We start from the raw sequence: 16719 nt of genomic DNA, 5'->3' as shown, positions 1-16719 counted from the left end.
CTGGGAAGCCCGAGACGACATGCATGACGCATTCCTCCAGCTCGCCCACTGCATGACCCTCGCCCGCAAACATCCGGCCTTCTGAAAGCACCCCTTAGCCTTCGGCGCCCGCGCCCGGCGGGCTTCTGCGGGCTGGGGTTCTGCGGGGTTGGCGTTCCGGGGGGTTGGCGTTCCGGGCCGGGGTGTTCGCCGCGCAGCCCTGCACGGCCTAGACGGCGAGGCGCTGGGCCAGGTCCCTGGCCTTCTGGGAGGCCTGGTCGAGGGCCTTGGCCCGGGAGGCCTCGGCGATCGGTATGAACTGGGCCATCTCCGGCTTGACCGGCGCCAGCGTCATCTCGGGGACGATGAAGTCGACCGTCGCGCCGAGCATCCCGGTGAACACCTTCTCCAGGTAGTTCTGAACGAACTCGAAGTCCTGGCGCGGGGTGCCGGGTGCATAGGAGCCGCCCCGGCTGGCGACCACGGTGACCGGGGTGCCCGCCACCGGGCCGCCGGGCACTCCCGCGTTGTGGCCCACGATGATCACCTGGTCCAGCCAGGCCTTCAGCGTGGACGGGATCGTGAAGTTGTACATCGGGGCGCCGATGAGCACGGCGTCCGCCTCGGCGAGCTCGGCTGCGAGCTCGGCGCGCAGGGGGTGTTCGACCCCGGCGGACGCGGCGCCCGCATCCAGATGGGGCAGCGGATGCGCTGCCAGGTCGCGGTAGACGACCTTGCCCTCCGGGTGGGCTTCCAGCCAGGACTTCACGAACGCGGCGGTGACGTCCCGGGACGCGGAACCCTGCGGGAAGAGAGCGGAATCGAGGTGCAGCAGCGTGGCCATGACGTATCTCCAAAGACGACAACGACAGACAAGGGGGGTGGACGGGGTGCCCGAGGGGCACGAACGGTGTGGATAAGTTCCGTGCGTAACTATGAATAACATACTCGCTTACTTTTTTTCACCCCCTCACGAGTGGGCAGTACCCTGAGGGCATGGCGGATCACAGCAGCGACGCGTGCGCGGCGGCGTGCGAGCAGGTCGACGGGTCGATCACGCGTGTCTTCGGACTGCTCGGCAAGCGCTGGACCGGCCCCATCGTGTCCGTGCTGATGCAGGGGCCCGTGTACTTCGTCGAGCTGCGCAGGGCGATCCCGGGCATCAGCGAGCGCATGCTGTCGGACCGGCTGACCGAGCTGGGTGCCGCCGGGCTGACCGTGCGCGAGGTGGACGAAGGGCCGCCGCTGAGGGTCTCTTACCGGCTCACGGAGGCCGGGACCGCGCTTGGGCCCGCGCTGAAGGAGCTAGGGCGGTGGGCGGACGCCCATCTGCCCGGTGGCGCCGGTGTCGACGGGGGCTGCTGAGCAGGCGTTCATGCCGCGGACCCACCGTGACCCGAGGTTGTCCACAGCCAGTTGTCCACAGGGGGAGACGGTCGTCTGGCGCGCAGGTACCTTCTAGGTCATCGACGCCGGTCATCAAGGCGGAGTCGACGTTCAGGTGCTGTTGGGTCGCTGGTGACTCACTGGTGTACGACGACGGGGGAGGCGGTTTCGCCATGGGTGAGATCGAAGCGGTGGTGCCGGTGCAGCGGCCGGCTTCCGGGGGAGTGCGGATCCCGGACGTGCCCGGTTTCGTGCGGCCCGTAGGCGGTGGGCGGGAGACCGCCAAGCAGGCGGGCAAGGCGCTGCGGGACAGGATCCCGCGCTCATCGCACGACACCCTGATCATCACCGCGGGGCGTCCGGACGCGGTGCGGGCCGTCGAGGAGTCCAGCCGCGGGCGGGTGCCAGAGCTCGCCCCGATCCGGGTGGGGCGGATGGCCGCGACACCCTTCGCGTTTCTGCGCGGGGCGGCGGGACTGATGGCCCACGATCTGGCCGCGACCCCGGTCACCGGCATCGCGGCGCAGATCTGCGGCGATGCGCACGCGGCCAACTTCGGGCTGTACGGCGATGCGCGGGGACGCCTGGTCATCGATCTGAACGACTTCGACGAGACCGTCACAGGCCCCTGGGAATGGGACCTCAAGCGGCTCGCCGCCTCCATCGTCCTCGCCGGCCGTGAGGCCGGTGCCGACGAGGACACCTGCCGCAAGGCCGCGTTCGACGTGGCCGGGGCGTATCGGCGGACCATGCGCCTGCTCGCCAGGCTGCCCGTGCTGGACGCGTGGAACGCGATCGCGGACGAGGAACTGGTCTCGCACACCGACGCCCGCGATCTGGTGGGCACCTTGGAGCGCGTCTCGGAGCGGGCCAGGAGCAACACCAGTGCGCGGTTCGCGGCGAAGGCGACGACCACAGGGCCTGACGGCGCCCGTCACTTCGTCGACGCACCGCCCGTGCTGCGCCGGGTGCCGGACGGGGAGGCGAGCGTGGTCGCGGCCTCGCTCGGGGAGTATCTGCGGACGCTCTCGGAGGACCGGCTGCCACTGCTGGCCCGGTACGCGATCCACGATGTGGCCTTCCGGGTCGTGGGCACCGGCAGTGTGGGGACCCGGTCCTATGTGGTGCTGCTGATCGACCACCGGGGCGAGCCGCTGGTGCTCCAGGTCAAGGAGGCGCGTGCCTCGGCGCTGCTGCCGCATCTGGAGGCCGCGGGCTTCAAGCTGCCCGAGCCGGTGCACGAGGGGCAGCGGGTGGTGCAGGGCCAGAAGCGCATGCAGGTGGTCAGCGACATCCTGCTTGGCTGGACGACGGTCGACGGCAGGCCCTTCCAGGTGCGGCAGTTCAGGAACCGCAAGGGCAGCGTGGACCCGGCCGCCCTCGCGGCCGACCAGGTGGACGACTACGCCCGGATGACGGGCGCGTTGCTGGCCCGGGCCCACGCCCACAGTGCCGATCCGCGGCTGCTCGCCGGATACTGCGGGAAGAACGAGGAGCTGGACGAGGCGGTGGCCGCCTTCGCCGTGCTCTACGCGGACCGCACGGAGGCGGACCACGCCGATCTGACGGCCGCGGTGCGCAGCGGGCGGATAGCCGCGGAGCTGGGCGTGTGACCGGTCGCACCCGGGCCGTGTCACGCCGCCGGGCCCGGTCCGGGCGATCTTCGCGGGTCAGCCCACGGAGCCAGAGGCGGGGGGTGCGAAACACGGCCTTGGGCCGGGCGGGCTGAGGTCTGCCATACGCTGGGCGGGTGACCGAGGACCCTCCCGGGGTGCCGACGACCCCGGCCGACGACGAGCAAGGCGACCAGCGCGTGGACGAGCAGAGCAGCGTGGATGAGCACGGCGCCGATGGCGCGCGGACCGTGCCCGGTGACCCGTCGGCTGATGCGTCGGCCCAGACGGCGGCTGGTGGCGAGCGGCCCGAGGCGCGGCTGGAGCGCGCGGTACGTGCCGCCGAGCAGGCGCTGATCGAGTTCGAGATCGCGGTGGAGACCTTCCGGGTCGAGGTGGAGAACTTCTCCCGGCTGCACCACCAGAAGCTCGGGCCCATGTACACACGGCTCGACGAACTCGACGCCCAGATCGCGGAGGCCCACGCGGCCCGTACCGGCGACCCGGAGGATCTGCGCAGGGCGCAGGAGGCGCGGGCCTTGGTGCTTCCGATGCCCGGGGTCGACGAGCTCTTCCACGACTGGATCGACTCGGACGGGCTCTCGCCGGAGGCTGCCGCGATGCTGACCGACCACCAGTCGGTGCAGCCGCCGAAGCGGGTGCGGCCCAGTGACGAGGCGCGCAAGCTGTACCGGGAGCTCGCCCGCAAGGCCCACCCGGATCTGGCGCAGGAAGAGAAGGAGCGGGCCCGCAGGGAGGCGTTCATCACCCGGGTGAACGCCGCCTATGGTCGTGGGGACGAGGCCGAGCTGGGTGAGCTGCTTCGGGAGTGGGACGCCGGACCGGTGCCGGAGGCTTCGCCGATCGCGGAGAGCGAGGAGCTCTACGCCCGCCTCGAGTGGCTGTCGCAGCGCAAGGAACTGCTGACGATGATCGCGAAGGAGCTGGAGGACAGCGCGATCGGCGCGATGCTGAAGATGGCTCCGGACGACCCTGACCGGCTGCTCGACGAGATCGCCGAACAGCTGCTGGCACAGGTCGCACAGCGGGAAGCCGAGCTGGCCGGCCTGGTGCAGTAGGTTTCCCAGGGACGCCCCTGTAGGTACGAGAGAAGGCCCATTTCCATGAACTTCGCCCCGCTGCCCTCGATCGAAGCCGCGTCCGTGCCGGCCGACGGTCTGGTGGTCGATGTCCGGGAAGGCGACGAGTGGGTGGCCGGCCATGTCGAGGGGGCCCTGCACATCCCGATGAGCGACTTCGTGGCCCGCTTCGGTGAGGTCACCGAGGCCGTGGCAGATGGCCGCCGGGCCCATGTGATGTGCCGGGTGGGCGGACGCTCCGCTCAGGTCACCCAGTATCTGGTCCAGCAGGGCATCGATGCCGTGAACATCAACGGCGGAATGCTCGCCTGGCAGTCCGCCGGTCGTCCGATGGTCACCGAGGACGGCAGCCCGGCGTTCGTGCTGTAGCGCGCGGGCCCGATCTCCCGGCAGCTCAGCCGAGCGGGTGGGCCGCCAGCAGATCGCCCAGCGCCTCCTCATGGGCCGCGGCCGGGCCGAGGGTCAGCTCAAGCTGTTTGGCCCAGGCGTGGTAGCGGTGGAGTGGGTAGTCGGTGTCGGCACCGAAGCCGCCGTGGAGGTGCTGCGCGGTCTGGACGACGCGGCGGACGCCCTCGGAGGCCCAGATCTTGGCCACCGCGATATCACCGGAAGCGGGCAGTGCCCCGCTCGCTTCGCTGCTGATCCGCCAGGCGGCCTGCCAGAGGGTCGCCTCCATGGCCCGCAGATCGATGTACCGGTCGGCGGCCTGGGCGGCCACCGCCTGGAAGGTCGCGACGGGGAACCCGAACTGCTCGCGCTTCCCCGTGTACTCGCTGGTCATCGACAGCACCCGCTCACCGAGGCCCAGGGCCAGTGCACAGGTGCCGGTGGTGAGCAGCCCGCGCAGCCATTCCCAGGCGCCTTCCGACCGGATCAGCGTCTCACTGTCGATCCTCGCCTGGTCGAGGCAGACTTCGGCGAAGAGCTCCCCGCTGGTGGAGAACTGCTCGGTGAGTGACAGTCCCTGCTGCCCACGGGGCACGAGGGCGAGGACCGCCCCGCCGCCTTCGGTATGCGCCGGGATCGCGATCAGGTCGGCGCAGTGGGCCCAGGGCACCCCGGTCTGCACTCCGTCGAGGATCCAGGCGCCGCCGTCCTCGTGGGCCCGGACGCCGAGCTCGGCGGGATCGTGACCGGTGCGGCCGTTGGCCCCCACCGTCAGCACCAGCTCCCCGCGGCCGACCCCTGGCAGCAGCTCGGCACTCAGCGCCGGACCGCCGAAACGCTGCACGGCCATGGCGACCGCGCTGGTCTCCAGCAGGGGCACCCGCGCCAGCACCTTCGCCGACTCGCGCAGCACCAGACAGAGCGCGAGCGGATCGAGGCCCGCGCCGCCGTACTCCGGAGCGAGCACCAGACTCAGCAGGTCGGCCCCCGCCAGTCCGGCCCACAGCGGCCTGTCGAACTCTTCCGCCACCGCGCCCGGGGTGAGCGCCGGGCTCGGCACCGCGTCAGGAGCCACGCCCGAGAAGACGGCCCTGGCCGCCTCGACGGCGGCTTGCTGCTCCTCGCTGAAGGTGAAGTCCACTGTCCCGTCCCTCCGCGCACCGGACCGCTGATACCGTCCGACCCATCGGATCTGACGGACCGTCAAGATAGAGCAGCCCGGCGCGGAAGGGAATGCCACGGGCGGCGCCGACGACCGCCGCCAGCCCACCCGTTGGCTCAGCGGTCGAAGTCGAGCTCCACCTCGGAGGTCATGGGATGCGACTGGCAGGCCAGCACATAGCCCGCTTCCGTCTCGTCCTGCTCCAGTGCGAAGTTCCGGTCCATACGCACTTCACCGGACACCAGGAACGCCCTGCAGGTCCCGCAGACGCCGCCCTTGCAGGCGTACGGAGCGTCGGAACGGGCTCGCAGCACCGTCTCCAGCAGCGACTCCCCTTCCTGCACCGGCCACTTGCCCGAGCGGCCGTCCAGCGTCGCGCTGAGCGTGGCGCCCGCAGGCGCTGCGGCGGGAGCAGGTGCGGGGACCTCGTCCACATGGAATATCTCCTCGTGGATACGGGTCCGCTGCACATCAAGATCGCGCAGCGCCCGTTCGGCGCCCTGGACCAGCCCCAACGGGCCGCACAGGAACCAGCCGTCCACCTCCGCCACCGGAAGCAGCGAGGGCAGCAGACCGGTCAGCCGCTCCTGGTCGAGCCGCCCGGACGGCAGCCCCGCCTGCTGCTCTTCCCGCGACAGCACGGTGACGAGCTGAAGCCGCTCGGGATAGCGGTCCTTGAGGTCGGCCACCTCCTCCAGGAACATGGTCGAGGCCGCCGTCCGGTCGCTGCGGATCAGGCAGAACCGGGCCTCCGGCTCCCGCTCCAGCAGCGTCGCCGCTATCGACAGCACGGGAGTGATTCCGCTGCCGCCGACGATGGCCGCGAAGTGCCCGGGGCGTGGTGCCAGCACGAACCGGCCCATCGGCTGCATGACCTCGACCGTGTGTCCCACGGCGAGTTCCTTGAGGGCGAAGGTGGAGAACTCCCCGCCGTCGACAAGACGGATGCCCACCCGCAGCACCGGTGCGCCGCCGGTCGGGGCGGCCGGGGCGCAGATCGAGTACGTACGCCGGATCTCCTCGCCGTCCGCCCCCGTACGGCGGACGGTGATGTGCTGGCCGGGGGTGTGCCGGAAGGCGTCGTGGAGCTCGGCGGGGACCGCGAGGGTGACGGCCACCGAGTCGTCCGTGAGCCGCTCGACCTCGGTGACCCGGAGCGGATGGAACATCTACAACTCCTTGAAGTGGTCGAACGGTTCGCGACAGGCTGTGCAGCGGCGCAGTGCCTTGCAGGCCGTGGAGGAGAAGCGGCTGAGGAGCTCCGTGTCCGTGGACCCGCAGTGCGGACAGCGCACGGCGAGCGAGACCGGCACCGGCCCCGCGGCCGCACCGTGGCGCGGCGGCGCTATCCCGAACTCCGCCAGCTTGCGCCGCCCCTCGGGGCTGATGTCATCCGTCGACCAGGCGGGCGAGAGCACCTTGACCACCGACACCTCAGCGACCCCGTGGTCGTGGAGCACCTGCTCGATGTCCGAGGACATCGCCTCGATGGCGGGGCAGCCCATGTAGGTGGGGGTCAGCTCCACCACGACCCGACCCGGCCCGAGGATCTGCACGCCCCGGAGCACACCCAGCTCCTCCAGGGTGAGCACGGGCAGCTCCGGGTCGGGCACGGACCCCGCGAGCCTGCGCAGCTCGGTCTCCAGCACGGTGTCGGTCACCATGACGCCCCCGGGTGACTGCGGTGCAGATGCTGCATCTCGGCCAGCATCCGCCCGAACGACTCCGTGTGCAGACCCTGCCGGCCGGCACCCGCCGACCAGGCTCCTGTGTCCGCAGTGTCCGGCACGGTCAGCGTGGCCCGCCCGAGCACGGCCGTGACCGACTCCAGCCACCGCGCACGCAGTGACTCCCAGTCCACCTCCAGGCCCTCGACCGGCTGGAACATCTCCCCGGTGAACCGCCACAGCGCATCGCACGCCCGCTGCATCCGCTCATGGCTCTCCTCGGTGCCGTCGCCAAGGCGCAGGGTCCACTGCTCGGCATGGTCCTGGTGGTACGCCACCTCCTTGACCGCCTTGGCCGCGAGCCCCTCGAATTCGCTCTCTCCCGCGGCCAGCTCGGTGAACAGCAGCCGCTGGAAGGTGGAGAAGTACAGCTGGCGGGCGATGGTGTGCGCGAAGTCGCCGTTCGGCTGTTCTACAAGCTGGAGATTGCGGAAGGCCCGCTCCTCGCGCAGATACGCCAGCTCGTCCTCGTCGCCGGCGAGGGACAGCAGTGTCCGGGCCTGTCCGAGCAGGTCGAGCGCGATATTGGCCAGCGCGACATCTTCCTCGAGGACCGGGGCGTGGCCTGCCCATTCCCCGAGCCGCTGGGAGAGCACGAGGGCGTCGTCGCCGAGTGCGAGTGCGGCCGTCACAGGTGCTTCACCCCTTCGGGGATCTCATAGAAGGTGGGATGCCGGTAGGGCTTGTCGGCGGCGGGCTCGAAGAAGGGGTCCTTCTCGTCCGGCGAGGAAGCGGTGATCGCCACGGACGGCACCACCCAGATGGAGACGCCCTCGCCGCGCCGGGTGTAGAGATCGCGGGCATTGCGCAGCGCCATCTCCGCGTCCGGGGCGTGGAGGCTGCCGGCGTGGGTGTGCGAGAGCCCGCGGCGCGAGCGCACGAACACCTCCCACAGTGGCCAGTCGGTCGAGCTGCTCATGCCGTCGCCTCCTTCTTCGCGGCGTACGCCGCGGCTGCCTCACGGACCCAGGCACCTTCCTCATGGGCCCGGCGGCGCTGGGAGATGCGCTGTTCGTTGCACGGCCCGTCGCCCTTCAGGACCTGCCAGAACTCGTCCCAGTCGATGGGGCCGAAGTCGTGCTGTCCCCGCTCCTCGTTCCACCGGAGCTGGGGATCGGGGAGGGTCAGGCCCAGGGCCTCGGCCTGCGGGACGCAGATGTCCACGAAGCGCTGCCGGAGCTCGTCGTTGGAGTGCCGCTTGATCTTCCACTCCATGGACTTCGCCGAGTGCGCCGACTCGTCGTCCGGGGGGCCGAACATCATCAGCGAGGGCCACCACCAGCGGTCCACCGCGTCCTGCGCCATCTCGTGCTGCGCCGGGGTGCCCTGCGACAGGGCCAGCAGCAGCTCGTAACCCTGGCGCTGGTGGAACGACTCCTCCTTGCAGACACGGACCATCGCGCGGGCGTAGGGGCCGTAGGAGCAGCGGCAGAGCGGGACCTGGTTGGTGATCGCCGCGCCGTCCACCAGCCAGCCGATGGCACCGACATCGGCCCAGGTCAGCGTGGGGTAGTTGAAGATCGAGGAATACTTCTGGCGGCCGGAGTGGAGCTTGTCGAGGAGCTCGTCACGGCCCACCCCGAGGGTCTCCGTCGCGCTGTACAGATACAGGCCGTGGCCTGCTTCGTCCTGCACCTTGGCCATCAGGATCGCCTTGCGGCGCAGCGAGGGCGCACGGGTGATCCAGTTCGCCTCGGGCTGCATGCCGATGATCTCCGAGTGCGCGTGCTGCGCCATCTGGCGGATCAGCGAGGCCCGGTACTCGTCGGGCATCCAGTCGCGTGGCTCGATGCGCTCGTCGGCGGCCACGGCAGCGTCGAACCGCTCCTGCTGCGTCGTTGCCACGGTTGTGTCCGCAGTCACTGCCGTCATCAGGCTCCCTACCGACCGATCGTTCGGTTGAATCCCTTCAATGGTGAGTCTGAGGCCCGTAAGGTGTCAACCCTGTGGATAACCGCGGTGGACCGAAGAGACCCATGGGAGTCGGGGCGGGATGGACTCGTACGGCAACGACGGCGCGAGGCGCGAGTCCGACGCGCCTCCGGGCGAGGGGGGCGCCCCGGACGGCATAGCCGGCCTCTCCCTCCCCTACCAAGTGGTGGCAGCGGTGGCCCTCGCCGTCGTCGGCGCCCTCGCCTGCGTCCACCTGGGCATGGTGTTCCTGCATGTCGCACCCTCGAACACCCTGACGAAGCAGCACGGCGAGACGGTCGACGCGTGGGTCTACCCCGAGTTCGAGCAGAACTGGAAGCTCTTCGCCCCCAATCCGCTCCAGCAGAACATCGCCGTCCAGGTGCGTGCCGAGGTCGTGGACGACCAGGGCGCTCGCGAGACCACGGAGTGGATCGACCTCTCCGCCGAGGACGGTGAGGCGATCCGCGGCAATCTCCTCCCCAGTCACGCCGACCAGAACGAGCTCCGCCGCGGCTGGGACTTCTACGTCAACTCCCACACCGACGACAACCGGCCGAACGGCCTGCGCGGTCAGCTGTCCGAGCGGTATGTCCGCCGCATAGTGATGCTGCGCCTCGAGCGGCGCGACCTCGGCGGGCGGGTCGAGCGGATCCAGGTCCGGTCCTCGACCAGCTCTGTGGAGGCCCCGCTGTGGAGCAAGGAGAAGGCCGACACCCGGGCGTACTACCGGGCGCTCCCCTGGTGGAAGGTCACCGAGGCGGACCTCGCCCTTGACGCGCGCAATGACGCCAAGGGCGGCGCGGATGACACGGAGGCGGTCAAGTGACCCAGGCGCGTGGAGCCCATGAGGGGCCCGAAGTCCTTGGGGGGCAGGGGACCAGAGTGCCCGGGCGGCCGGCCGCCGCCATCCAGCGTGTGACGGCGACCGCACTCGGGCCGTACCAGACGGCGGTCGTCCGCATCGGCTTCTCCCTCACCTGGCTGGTGTTCCTGCTCTGGGAGTACCCGCAGCGCCATGAGCTGTACGGCCCCGAGAGCCCGTGGGGCTGGGACATGGCCCGGCAGCTGATCACGGGCAACCACGCCTTCACCATGCTGATGTGGTCCGACAGCGCGCTCTGGTTCGAGGCCGTCTACGCCGTCGCCGTGCTTTCCAGTGCGCTGATGCTGCTCGGCTGGCGTACCCGCGCCATGTCCGTGGTCTTCATGATCGGCGTGCTGTCCCTGCAGAACCGCTCCATCTTCATGGGGGACGGCGGGGACAACGTCATCCACCTCATGGCGATCTACCTCGTCCTCACCCGCTGCGCCCAGGTGTGGTCCCTCGATGCCCTGCGCGCCCGGAGGGCCGCCGCGGAGGACCGGCCGGGGCGGGCTGGCGCCGCGATCGGCCCGGCGCTGTGGTTGCTGCTCGGTGCGGCGCTGGTCGTGGGAACGCTGATCGACCGGGTCGGCGGTGAGTGGTGGCTGCCCGCGCTCCTGTGGGTGCTGTGGCTCTCCCAGGGCGCATGGTGGGCGGTGAACCGGAAGGCGCCGGGAAGCGAGCTGCGCACCCTGCTGGACGTGCTCGCCAACCTCGCTCACAACGCCGCGCTCGGCGTGATCATGGCCGAAGTCTGTCTGATCTACGCCACCGCGGGCTGGTACAAGATCCAGGGGTCCCGCTGGCAGGACGGCAGCGCCCTGTACTACCCGCTCAAGCTGGACTACTTCACTCCGTGGCCCGCGTTCTCCGACATCCTCGCCGGCAGCGGGGTGATGGTGATGCTGCTGACCTACGCCACGGTCGTCGTCCAGGTGGCCTTCCCCTTCACGCTCTTCAACCGCACGGTCAAGAACGTCCTGCTGGTGGCGATGATGCTGGAGCACGCCGGGATCGCCGTGCTGCTCGGGCTGCCGTTCTTCTCGCTCGCGATGATCGCGGCCGACGCGGTGTTCCTGCCGACGGCGTTCCTGCTCTGGCTCGGAGGCCGGGCCGCACTGGGCCGGAACCGGCTGCTGCCCCGCGGCGGAGCACGGGTGCCCGAGCAGCGTGGTGCGCCCGACGAGCAGCCCGCACGTACCCTCGTCGGGTGAGCAGCGAGACCCAGGAACCGGTTCAGTACGACGACGGCTACGGCATCGAGATCGGTGTCGGCCCTCATCCGCGCCCCTGGCCGGAGGGCGGGCCGTACGACCCGGAGCTGCTCGCCCACGGCGACCGCCGCAATGTCGTCGACCGCTACCGGTACTGGACGCGGGAGGCGATCGTCGCCGATCTGGACACCCGGCGCCATGACTTCCACGTGGCCGTGGAGAACTGGGGCCATGACTTCAACATCGGCTCCGTGGTGCGGACCGCCAACGCCTTCCTGGCGAAGGAGATCCATATCGTCGGCCGGCGCCGCTGGAACCGGCGCGGCGCGATGGTCACCGACCGCTACCAGCATGTGCGCCACCACAGCGGCACCGAGTCGCTGACTGCCTGGGCGGCGGCGGAGGACCTGCCGATCATCGGGATCGACAATCTGCCGGGCGCGGTGCCACTGGAACGCACCGAGCTGCCCCGGCGCTGTGTGCTGCTCTTCGGCCAGGAGGGCCCCGGGCTGACCGAGGAGGCCCGGGAACACTCGGCGATGGTCTGCTCCATCGCCCAGTTCGGTTCGACCCGCTCGATCAACGCGGGAGCGGCTGCGGCGATCGCCATGCACGCCTGGATCCAGCGATACGCGCAGATCTCCGGGGACCTGGACGCCTGACCCCGGCGCGGGCCGGTACCGGGCACCCGGCCCGGCCCCGCGCACCGGCGCGGGACACGGGACCGGGGCGGGGCGTCGTCAGGCCTGGCGGCGTACCTCCACCACCCGGAAGCGGTTGGAGACGAAGGCGCCGTCGCACAGTGCCGCGTTCGCCGCGGGGTTGCCGCCCGAGCCGTGGAAGTCGGAGAACGCCGCGGTCTGGTTCACGTACACGCCACCGGTGAGGTTCAGCGAGAGCTGAGCCGACTCCTCCAGGCAGACGTCCTCGATCGCGCGCTCGGCGTCGGCGGAGGTCGTGTACGCCCCGACCGTCATCGCGCCCTTCTCGCGCACCGTGCGGCGCAGCAGGTCCACCGCGTCATCGGTCGAGTCCACCGCCACGGCGAACGCCACCGGCCCGAAGCACTCCGACATATAGGCGGCCTCGTCGTCCGGCTTGGCGCCGTCCAGCTTCACGATCACCGGGGTACGCACCACGGCGTCCGGGAACTCGGGGTTGGTGACGGCACGCGAGGCCAGAGCCACCTCTCCCAGACCGGCCGCCGCCTCCAGGCGGGTCTTCACATCGGGATTGACCAGAGCACCCAGCAGCGCGTTCGCCCGGGCATCGTCACCGAGGAGACCGGACACGGCGGCGCCGAGGTCGGCGACCACCTCGTCATAGGTCTTTTCGCCCGCGTCCGTCGTGATGCCGTCACGCGGAATCAGCAGGTTCTGCGGGGTGGTGCACATCTGGCCGCTGTAGAGGGACAGCGAGAAGGCCAGGTTGGAAAGCATGCCCTTGTAGTCGTCGGTGGAGTGGATGACGACGGAGTTGACCCCGGCCTTCTCGGTGTAGACCTGGGCCTGGCGCGCGTTGGCCTCCAGCCAGTCACCGAACTCGGTGGAGCCTGTGTAGTCGATGATCTTGATCTCGGGCCGGACGGCCAAGGTCTTCGCGATGCCCTCGCCCGGACGCTCGGCGGCCAGCGCGACGAGGTTCGGATCGAATCCCGCCTCGCCCAGCACCTCGCGGGCGATCCGCACGGTGAGTGCCAGCGGCAGAACGGCACGGGGGTGCGGCTTCACCAGCACGGGGTTGCCCGTGGCCAGGGAGGCGAACAGGCCCGGGAAGCCGTTCCACGTCGGGAAGGTGTTGCAGCCGATCAGCAACGAGATACCGCGCGGGGCCGCGGTGAACGACTTCCGAAGCTCCAGCGGGTCACGCTTGCCCTGCGGCTTGGACCAGTCCGCTGCGGCGGGGGTGCGCAGCTGCTCCTCATAGGCGTACGCCACCGCCTCGAGGCCGCGGTCCTGGGCGTGCGGGCCGCCCGCCTGGAACGCCATCATGAACGCCTGGCCGCTGGTGTGCATCACCGCGTGGGCGAACTCGTGGGTGCGGGCGCTGATCCTGGACAGGATCTCCAGGCACACCAGGGCGCGGGTCTCGGGCCCGGCCTCGCGCCAGGCTGCCATGCCCGCGCGCATTGCCGGCAGGAGTACGTCGATGTCGGCGTGCGGGTACTCGATGCCCAGCTCGGGGCCGTAGGGCGAGGTCTCGCCGCCCGTCCAGCCGTCGGTGCCGGGCTGGTCCAGCTCGAAGCGGTGGCCCAGCAGGGCCTGGTAGGCCGCGAGGCCATCGGCCGCACCGGTCTCGCCGTATGCCTTGGGGTGCTCCGGGTGAGGCGACCAGTACGCCCGGGAGCGGATCACCTCGAGAGCCTGGTCGAGCGTCGGCCGGTGGGTCTCGGTCAGCTGCATGGAAAGACCAACTCCTCGTCGAGCTGGGCAGGGAAAGACGGACAGAGTTAGAGTAACCGAACGATCGGTCGGTACAAGGGGGTCCGCAGAACCTGTGGACAACTCGTAGGGGAGGATCACAGCCATGACCGACACCGAGGCCGCTGCCACCGGCGAGAACGCCGCCGTCGGGCCCGACCGCACCGTCGTCGTCGTGGGCACCGGGACCATGGGCCAGGGAATCGCCCAGGTCGCTCTGGTCGCCGGACACCCCGTCCGCCTCTACGACGTCCTGCCGGGACGGGCGCAGGAGGCGTCGGACGCGATCGCCGCACGTCTTGACCGGCTGGTCGCCAAGGGCCGTCTGGACCCGGCGGCACGGGACGCGGCACGCGAGCGGCTGCACCCGGCCGCCGGCCTCGACGAGCTCGCCGACGCCGCGCTCGTCGTCGAGGCGGTGCTCGAACGGCTCGACGCCAAGCAGGAGCTGTTCACCGCGCTGGAGAAGATCGTCGCCGACGACTGCCTCCTCGCCACCAACACCTCGTCCCTCTCCGTCACGGCGATCGCGGGCGCGCTCCGCGTGCCCGGCCGTTTCGTCGGCCTGCACTTCTTCAACCCCGCCCCCCTGCTCCCCCTCGTCGAGGTCGTCAGCGGCTTCGCCACCGAGGAGCGGGCCGCGGTGCGCGCGTACGCGACGGCGAAGGCCTGGGGCAAGACCCCGGTCCGCTGCGCCGACACCCCCGGTTTCATCGTCAATCGTGTGGCGCGCCCCTTCTACGCGGAGGCGCTGCGGACACACGAGGAGCGCGGCGCGGACCCCGCGACGATCGACGCCGTCCTGAGGGAGTCGGGCGGTTTCCGGATGGGGCCCTTCGAGCTCACCGACCTGATCGGCCAGGACGTGAACGAGGCCGTGACCCGCTCGGTCTGGGAGTCCTTCTACCAGGACCCGAAGTTCACCCCGTCGCTCGCCCAGCGGCGACTGGTCGAGTCGGGCAGGCTCGGCCGCAAGACGGGCCAGGGCTGGTTCCCGTACGGGGAGGGCGCCGCCCTGCCGGAGCCGCACACGGCGCCTCCCGCCGAGGCGCCCGGGGAGATCACCGTCGGGGACGACCTCGGGCCCGCGGAGCCGCTCGTCGGGCTGTTCGAGAACGCCGGGATCACCGTCCGGCGCGAACCGGGCGACGGGTGCATCGGGCTGCCGGGCGGCGCGCTGTTGTGCCTCGCGGACGGCGAGACCTCGCTCGAGTACGACGAGCAGGAGGTCATCTACTTCGATCTGGCGCTCGACTACACGCGGGCGACCCGCGTCGCCCTGTCGGCCGCCGCGGAGACGGTCTCCGCCAGGAGCCTTCAGGAAGCGATCGGCCTGTTCCAGGCGGCCGGCAAGAAGGTGTCCGTGATCGGTGACGTACCGGGCATGATCGTGGCCCGTACGGTCGCGATGCTGGCGGACGTCGCCGCGGACGCGGTCGCCAGGGGCGTCGCGTCGGCCGAAGACGTCGACATCGCGATGCGCCTCGGGGTGAACTACCCCGCGGGCCCCCTGGAGTGGGGCGCCGAGGTCGGATTCCGGCGGATCTGCGAACTTCTCGACGCACTGCACGCCCGCTATCCCACCGGCCGCTACGCGCCGTCACCCGGGACGCTCCGCCGGCGGTTCGCGGAGAGCGGCGAGAATGGGGAGCACGGGGAGAACGGGGAGAGCTGATGACCACCGCCAGACGGGACACCTACACCCCGGAGACCCTGCTGTCCGTCGCCGTCAGCGTCTTCAACGAACGCGGCTACGACGGCACCTCCATGGAGCACCTCTCCAAGGCCGCAGGGATCTCCAAGTCCTCGATATACCACCACGTCGCGGGCAAGGAGGAGCTGCTGCGCCGTGCCGTGAGCCGGGCGCTCGACGGGCTCTTCGGGATCCTGGGCGAGCCGGGGGCGCTGAGCGGCCGGGCCATCGAGCGGGTCGAGTACGTGACCCGGCGCACCGTGGAGGTGCTGATGGCCGAGCTGCCCTACGTGACCCTGCTGCTGCGGGTGCGGGGCAACACCAAGACCGAGCGCTGGGCCATGGAGCGGCGCCGGGAGTTCGACCACAGGGTGGCGGATCTCCTCAAGGCCGCGGCGGCAGCGGGTGACCTGCGGGCCGACATGGACATGCGGCTGGCCACCCGGTTGCTCTTCGGCATGGTCAACTCCCTGGTGGAGTGGTACCGGCCGCAGGCAGGCACCGGCTACGACCGGGAGCAGGTGGCCGACGCCGTCGTGCGGCTCGCCTTCGACGGGCTTCGGGCCGCAGACGCCGGGGATTAGTGCGGTCTACTGCCGGGACCGGTCCGGGTCCAGGTCGGTCTCCTCGAAGACCAGCAGGGTGCGGGTGGAGAGCACCTCGGGGATCGACTGGAGCTTGGTGAGGACCAGCTCGCGCAGGGTGCGGTTGTCCGGGGTGTGGACCAGCAGCAGCACGTCGAAATCCCCGCTGACCAGCGCTATGTGCGCGGCTCCCGGCAGCTCCTGGAGCTGTTCGCGGACTGTGCGCCAGGAGTTCTGCACGATCTTGAGCGTGATGTAGGCGGACGCGCCGTGTCCGGCGCGCTCGTGGTTCACGCGGGCGCTGAAGCCGCGGATCACCCCGTCCTCGATGAGCCGGTTGATGCGGGCGTACGCATTGGCCCGCGACACATGCACCCGCTCGGCCACGGAGCGGATGGACGCCCGGCCATCCGTCTGGAGGATGCGGAGGATGTCCCGGTCGATCGCGTCGAGGGGGCGGGGCGGCGGGCCCTGCGCGGCTCCGGGCACTGCCTCGTAGAACGTGCGGTCCTCGTCGTCAGCCATTTGTTCAGCTGTCATGTCCCCCCGCCTCTCTGCCGTGGACGACCTGCTTCTATCCCAGGCTGTGGAGAACCGTTTGTCCACAGGCTGAAGGTGCCTGTAGCCAAAATGCGCCCACGACCGAACAATCGGTAGGTGAGGCGCCTCACACACTCC

The 16719-nt window shown here is 70.5% G+C and carries 18 protein-coding genes; 9 read left to right on the top strand and 9 right to left on the bottom strand.

Annotated features, from left to right (window positions below; all coding sequences use genetic code 11):
• Positions 1 to 208: 208 nt before the first annotated feature.
• On the bottom strand, positions 209 to 823 hold the full coding sequence (locus tag ABZ532_RS18655) for an NAD(P)H-dependent oxidoreductase (protein ID WP_361284222.1): 615 nt from the start codon (positions 821 to 823) through the stop codon (positions 209 to 211).
• Between the two features lie 152 nt (positions 824 to 975).
• Between ABZ532_RS18655 and ABZ532_RS18650 the strand changes: the two genes are divergently transcribed.
• From ABZ532_RS18650 to ABZ532_RS18635, 4 genes are all read left to right on the top strand, one after another.
• Positions 976 to 1344, top strand: coding sequence for a helix-turn-helix domain-containing protein (locus ABZ532_RS18650; protein WP_361284219.1), 369 nt, complete (start codon positions 976 to 978; stop codon positions 1342 to 1344).
• A gap of 194 nt (positions 1345 to 1538) precedes the next feature.
• On the top strand, positions 1539 to 2978 hold the full coding sequence (locus ABZ532_RS18645) for a DUF2252 domain-containing protein (RefSeq protein ID WP_361284216.1): 1440 nt from the start codon (positions 1539 to 1541) through the stop codon (positions 2976 to 2978).
• 137 nt (positions 2979 to 3115) lie between these two features.
• Complete coding sequence (locus ABZ532_RS18640) at positions 3116 to 4057, top strand: hypothetical protein (RefSeq protein ID WP_361284213.1); 942 nt, start codon at positions 3116 to 3118, stop codon at positions 4055 to 4057.
• 45 nt (positions 4058 to 4102) lie between these two features.
• On the top strand, positions 4103 to 4447 hold the full coding sequence (locus ABZ532_RS18635; protein ID WP_361284210.1) for a rhodanese-like domain-containing protein: 345 nt from the start codon (positions 4103 to 4105) through the stop codon (positions 4445 to 4447).
• 25 nt (positions 4448 to 4472) lie between these two features.
• On the opposite strand, the gene ABZ532_RS18630 is transcribed toward ABZ532_RS18635, so the two are convergent.
• From ABZ532_RS18630 to paaA, 6 genes are all read right to left on the bottom strand, one after another.
• Positions 4473 to 5606 carry an acyl-CoA dehydrogenase family protein gene (locus ABZ532_RS18630; RefSeq protein ID WP_361284207.1) on the bottom strand — a complete coding sequence of 378 codons (1134 nt, stop codon included), beginning with the start codon at positions 5604 to 5606 and terminating at the stop codon, positions 4473 to 4475.
• A gap of 137 nt (positions 5607 to 5743) precedes the next feature.
• Entirely contained in the window at positions 5744 to 6796 is a 1053-nt protein-coding gene (locus ABZ532_RS18625) for a 2Fe-2S iron-sulfur cluster-binding protein (protein WP_361284204.1), read from the bottom strand.
• Complete coding sequence (paaD, locus tag ABZ532_RS18620; protein ID WP_361284201.1) at positions 6797 to 7291, bottom strand: 1,2-phenylacetyl-CoA epoxidase subunit PaaD; 495 nt, start codon at positions 7289 to 7291, stop codon at positions 6797 to 6799. It lies immediately after the preceding gene.
• Positions 7285 to 7986, bottom strand: coding sequence for a 1,2-phenylacetyl-CoA epoxidase subunit PaaC (paaC, locus tag ABZ532_RS18615; RefSeq protein WP_361284198.1), 702 nt, complete (start codon positions 7984 to 7986; stop codon positions 7285 to 7287). Before paaC ends, paaD begins: the two co-directional genes overlap by 7 nt.
• Positions 7983 to 8273, bottom strand: a complete 291-nt coding sequence (gene paaB / locus ABZ532_RS18610) for a 1,2-phenylacetyl-CoA epoxidase subunit PaaB (protein ID WP_361284195.1) — start codon at positions 8271 to 8273, stop codon at positions 7983 to 7985. Before paaB ends, paaC begins: the two co-directional genes overlap by 4 nt.
• Entirely contained in the window at positions 8270 to 9226 is a 957-nt protein-coding gene (gene paaA, locus ABZ532_RS18605) for a 1,2-phenylacetyl-CoA epoxidase subunit PaaA (RefSeq protein WP_361284192.1), read from the bottom strand. Before paaA ends, paaB begins: the two co-directional genes overlap by 4 nt.
• A gap of 121 nt (positions 9227 to 9347) precedes the next feature.
• Between paaA and ABZ532_RS18600 the strand changes: the two genes are divergently transcribed.
• The 3 genes from ABZ532_RS18600 to ABZ532_RS18590 are packed head-to-tail and all read left to right on the top strand — an operon-like array spanning position 9348 to position 12006.
• Positions 9348 to 10094 (top strand): DUF5819 family protein, encoded by a 747-nt coding sequence (locus tag ABZ532_RS18600; RefSeq protein WP_361284189.1) that lies wholly within the window; start codon positions 9348 to 9350, stop codon positions 10092 to 10094.
• Between the two features lie 56 nt (positions 10095 to 10150).
• A complete protein-coding gene (locus tag ABZ532_RS18595) occupies positions 10151 to 11344 on the top strand; it encodes an HTTM domain-containing protein (protein WP_361284186.1) in 1194 nt (397 codons plus the stop codon).
• Entirely contained in the window at positions 11341 to 12006 is a 666-nt protein-coding gene (locus ABZ532_RS18590; RefSeq protein WP_361284183.1) for a TrmH family RNA methyltransferase, read from the top strand. Before ABZ532_RS18595 ends, ABZ532_RS18590 begins: the two co-directional genes overlap by 4 nt.
• Positions 12007 to 12084: 78 nt before the next feature.
• On the opposite strand, the gene paaN is transcribed toward ABZ532_RS18590, so the two are convergent.
• Positions 12085 to 13746, bottom strand: a complete 1662-nt coding sequence (gene paaN, locus ABZ532_RS18585; RefSeq protein ID WP_361284180.1) for a phenylacetic acid degradation protein PaaN — start codon at positions 13744 to 13746, stop codon at positions 12085 to 12087.
• Between the two features lie 124 nt (positions 13747 to 13870).
• Here paaN and ABZ532_RS18580 point away from each other — a divergent pair, with 124 nt between their 5' ends.
• Positions 13871 to 15439 carry a 3-hydroxyacyl-CoA dehydrogenase gene (locus ABZ532_RS18580; protein ID WP_361284177.1) on the top strand — a complete coding sequence of 523 codons (1569 nt, stop codon included), beginning with the start codon at positions 13871 to 13873 and terminating at the stop codon, positions 15437 to 15439.
• Positions 15439 to 16041 (top strand): TetR/AcrR family transcriptional regulator, encoded by a 603-nt coding sequence (locus ABZ532_RS18575; protein ID WP_361284174.1) that lies wholly within the window; start codon positions 15439 to 15441, stop codon positions 16039 to 16041. Before ABZ532_RS18580 ends, ABZ532_RS18575 begins: the two co-directional genes overlap by 1 nt.
• A 6-nt stretch (positions 16042 to 16047) precedes the next feature.
• Here the strand turns inward: ABZ532_RS18575 and ABZ532_RS18570 are convergent, their stop codons facing one another.
• Positions 16048 to 16566 (bottom strand): Lrp/AsnC family transcriptional regulator, encoded by a 519-nt coding sequence (locus tag ABZ532_RS18570; protein ID WP_361284265.1) that lies wholly within the window; start codon positions 16564 to 16566, stop codon positions 16048 to 16050.
• Between the last annotated feature and the right edge of the window lie 153 nt (positions 16567 to 16719).

Source organism: Streptomyces sp. NPDC019396 (assembly GCF_040632375.1).
Lineage (GTDB): Bacteria > Actinomycetota > Actinomycetes > Streptomycetales > Streptomycetaceae > Streptomyces.
The sequence above is the reverse complement of the archived record's forward strand: the minus strand, read 5'-3'. Positions and strand labels throughout refer to the sequence as shown.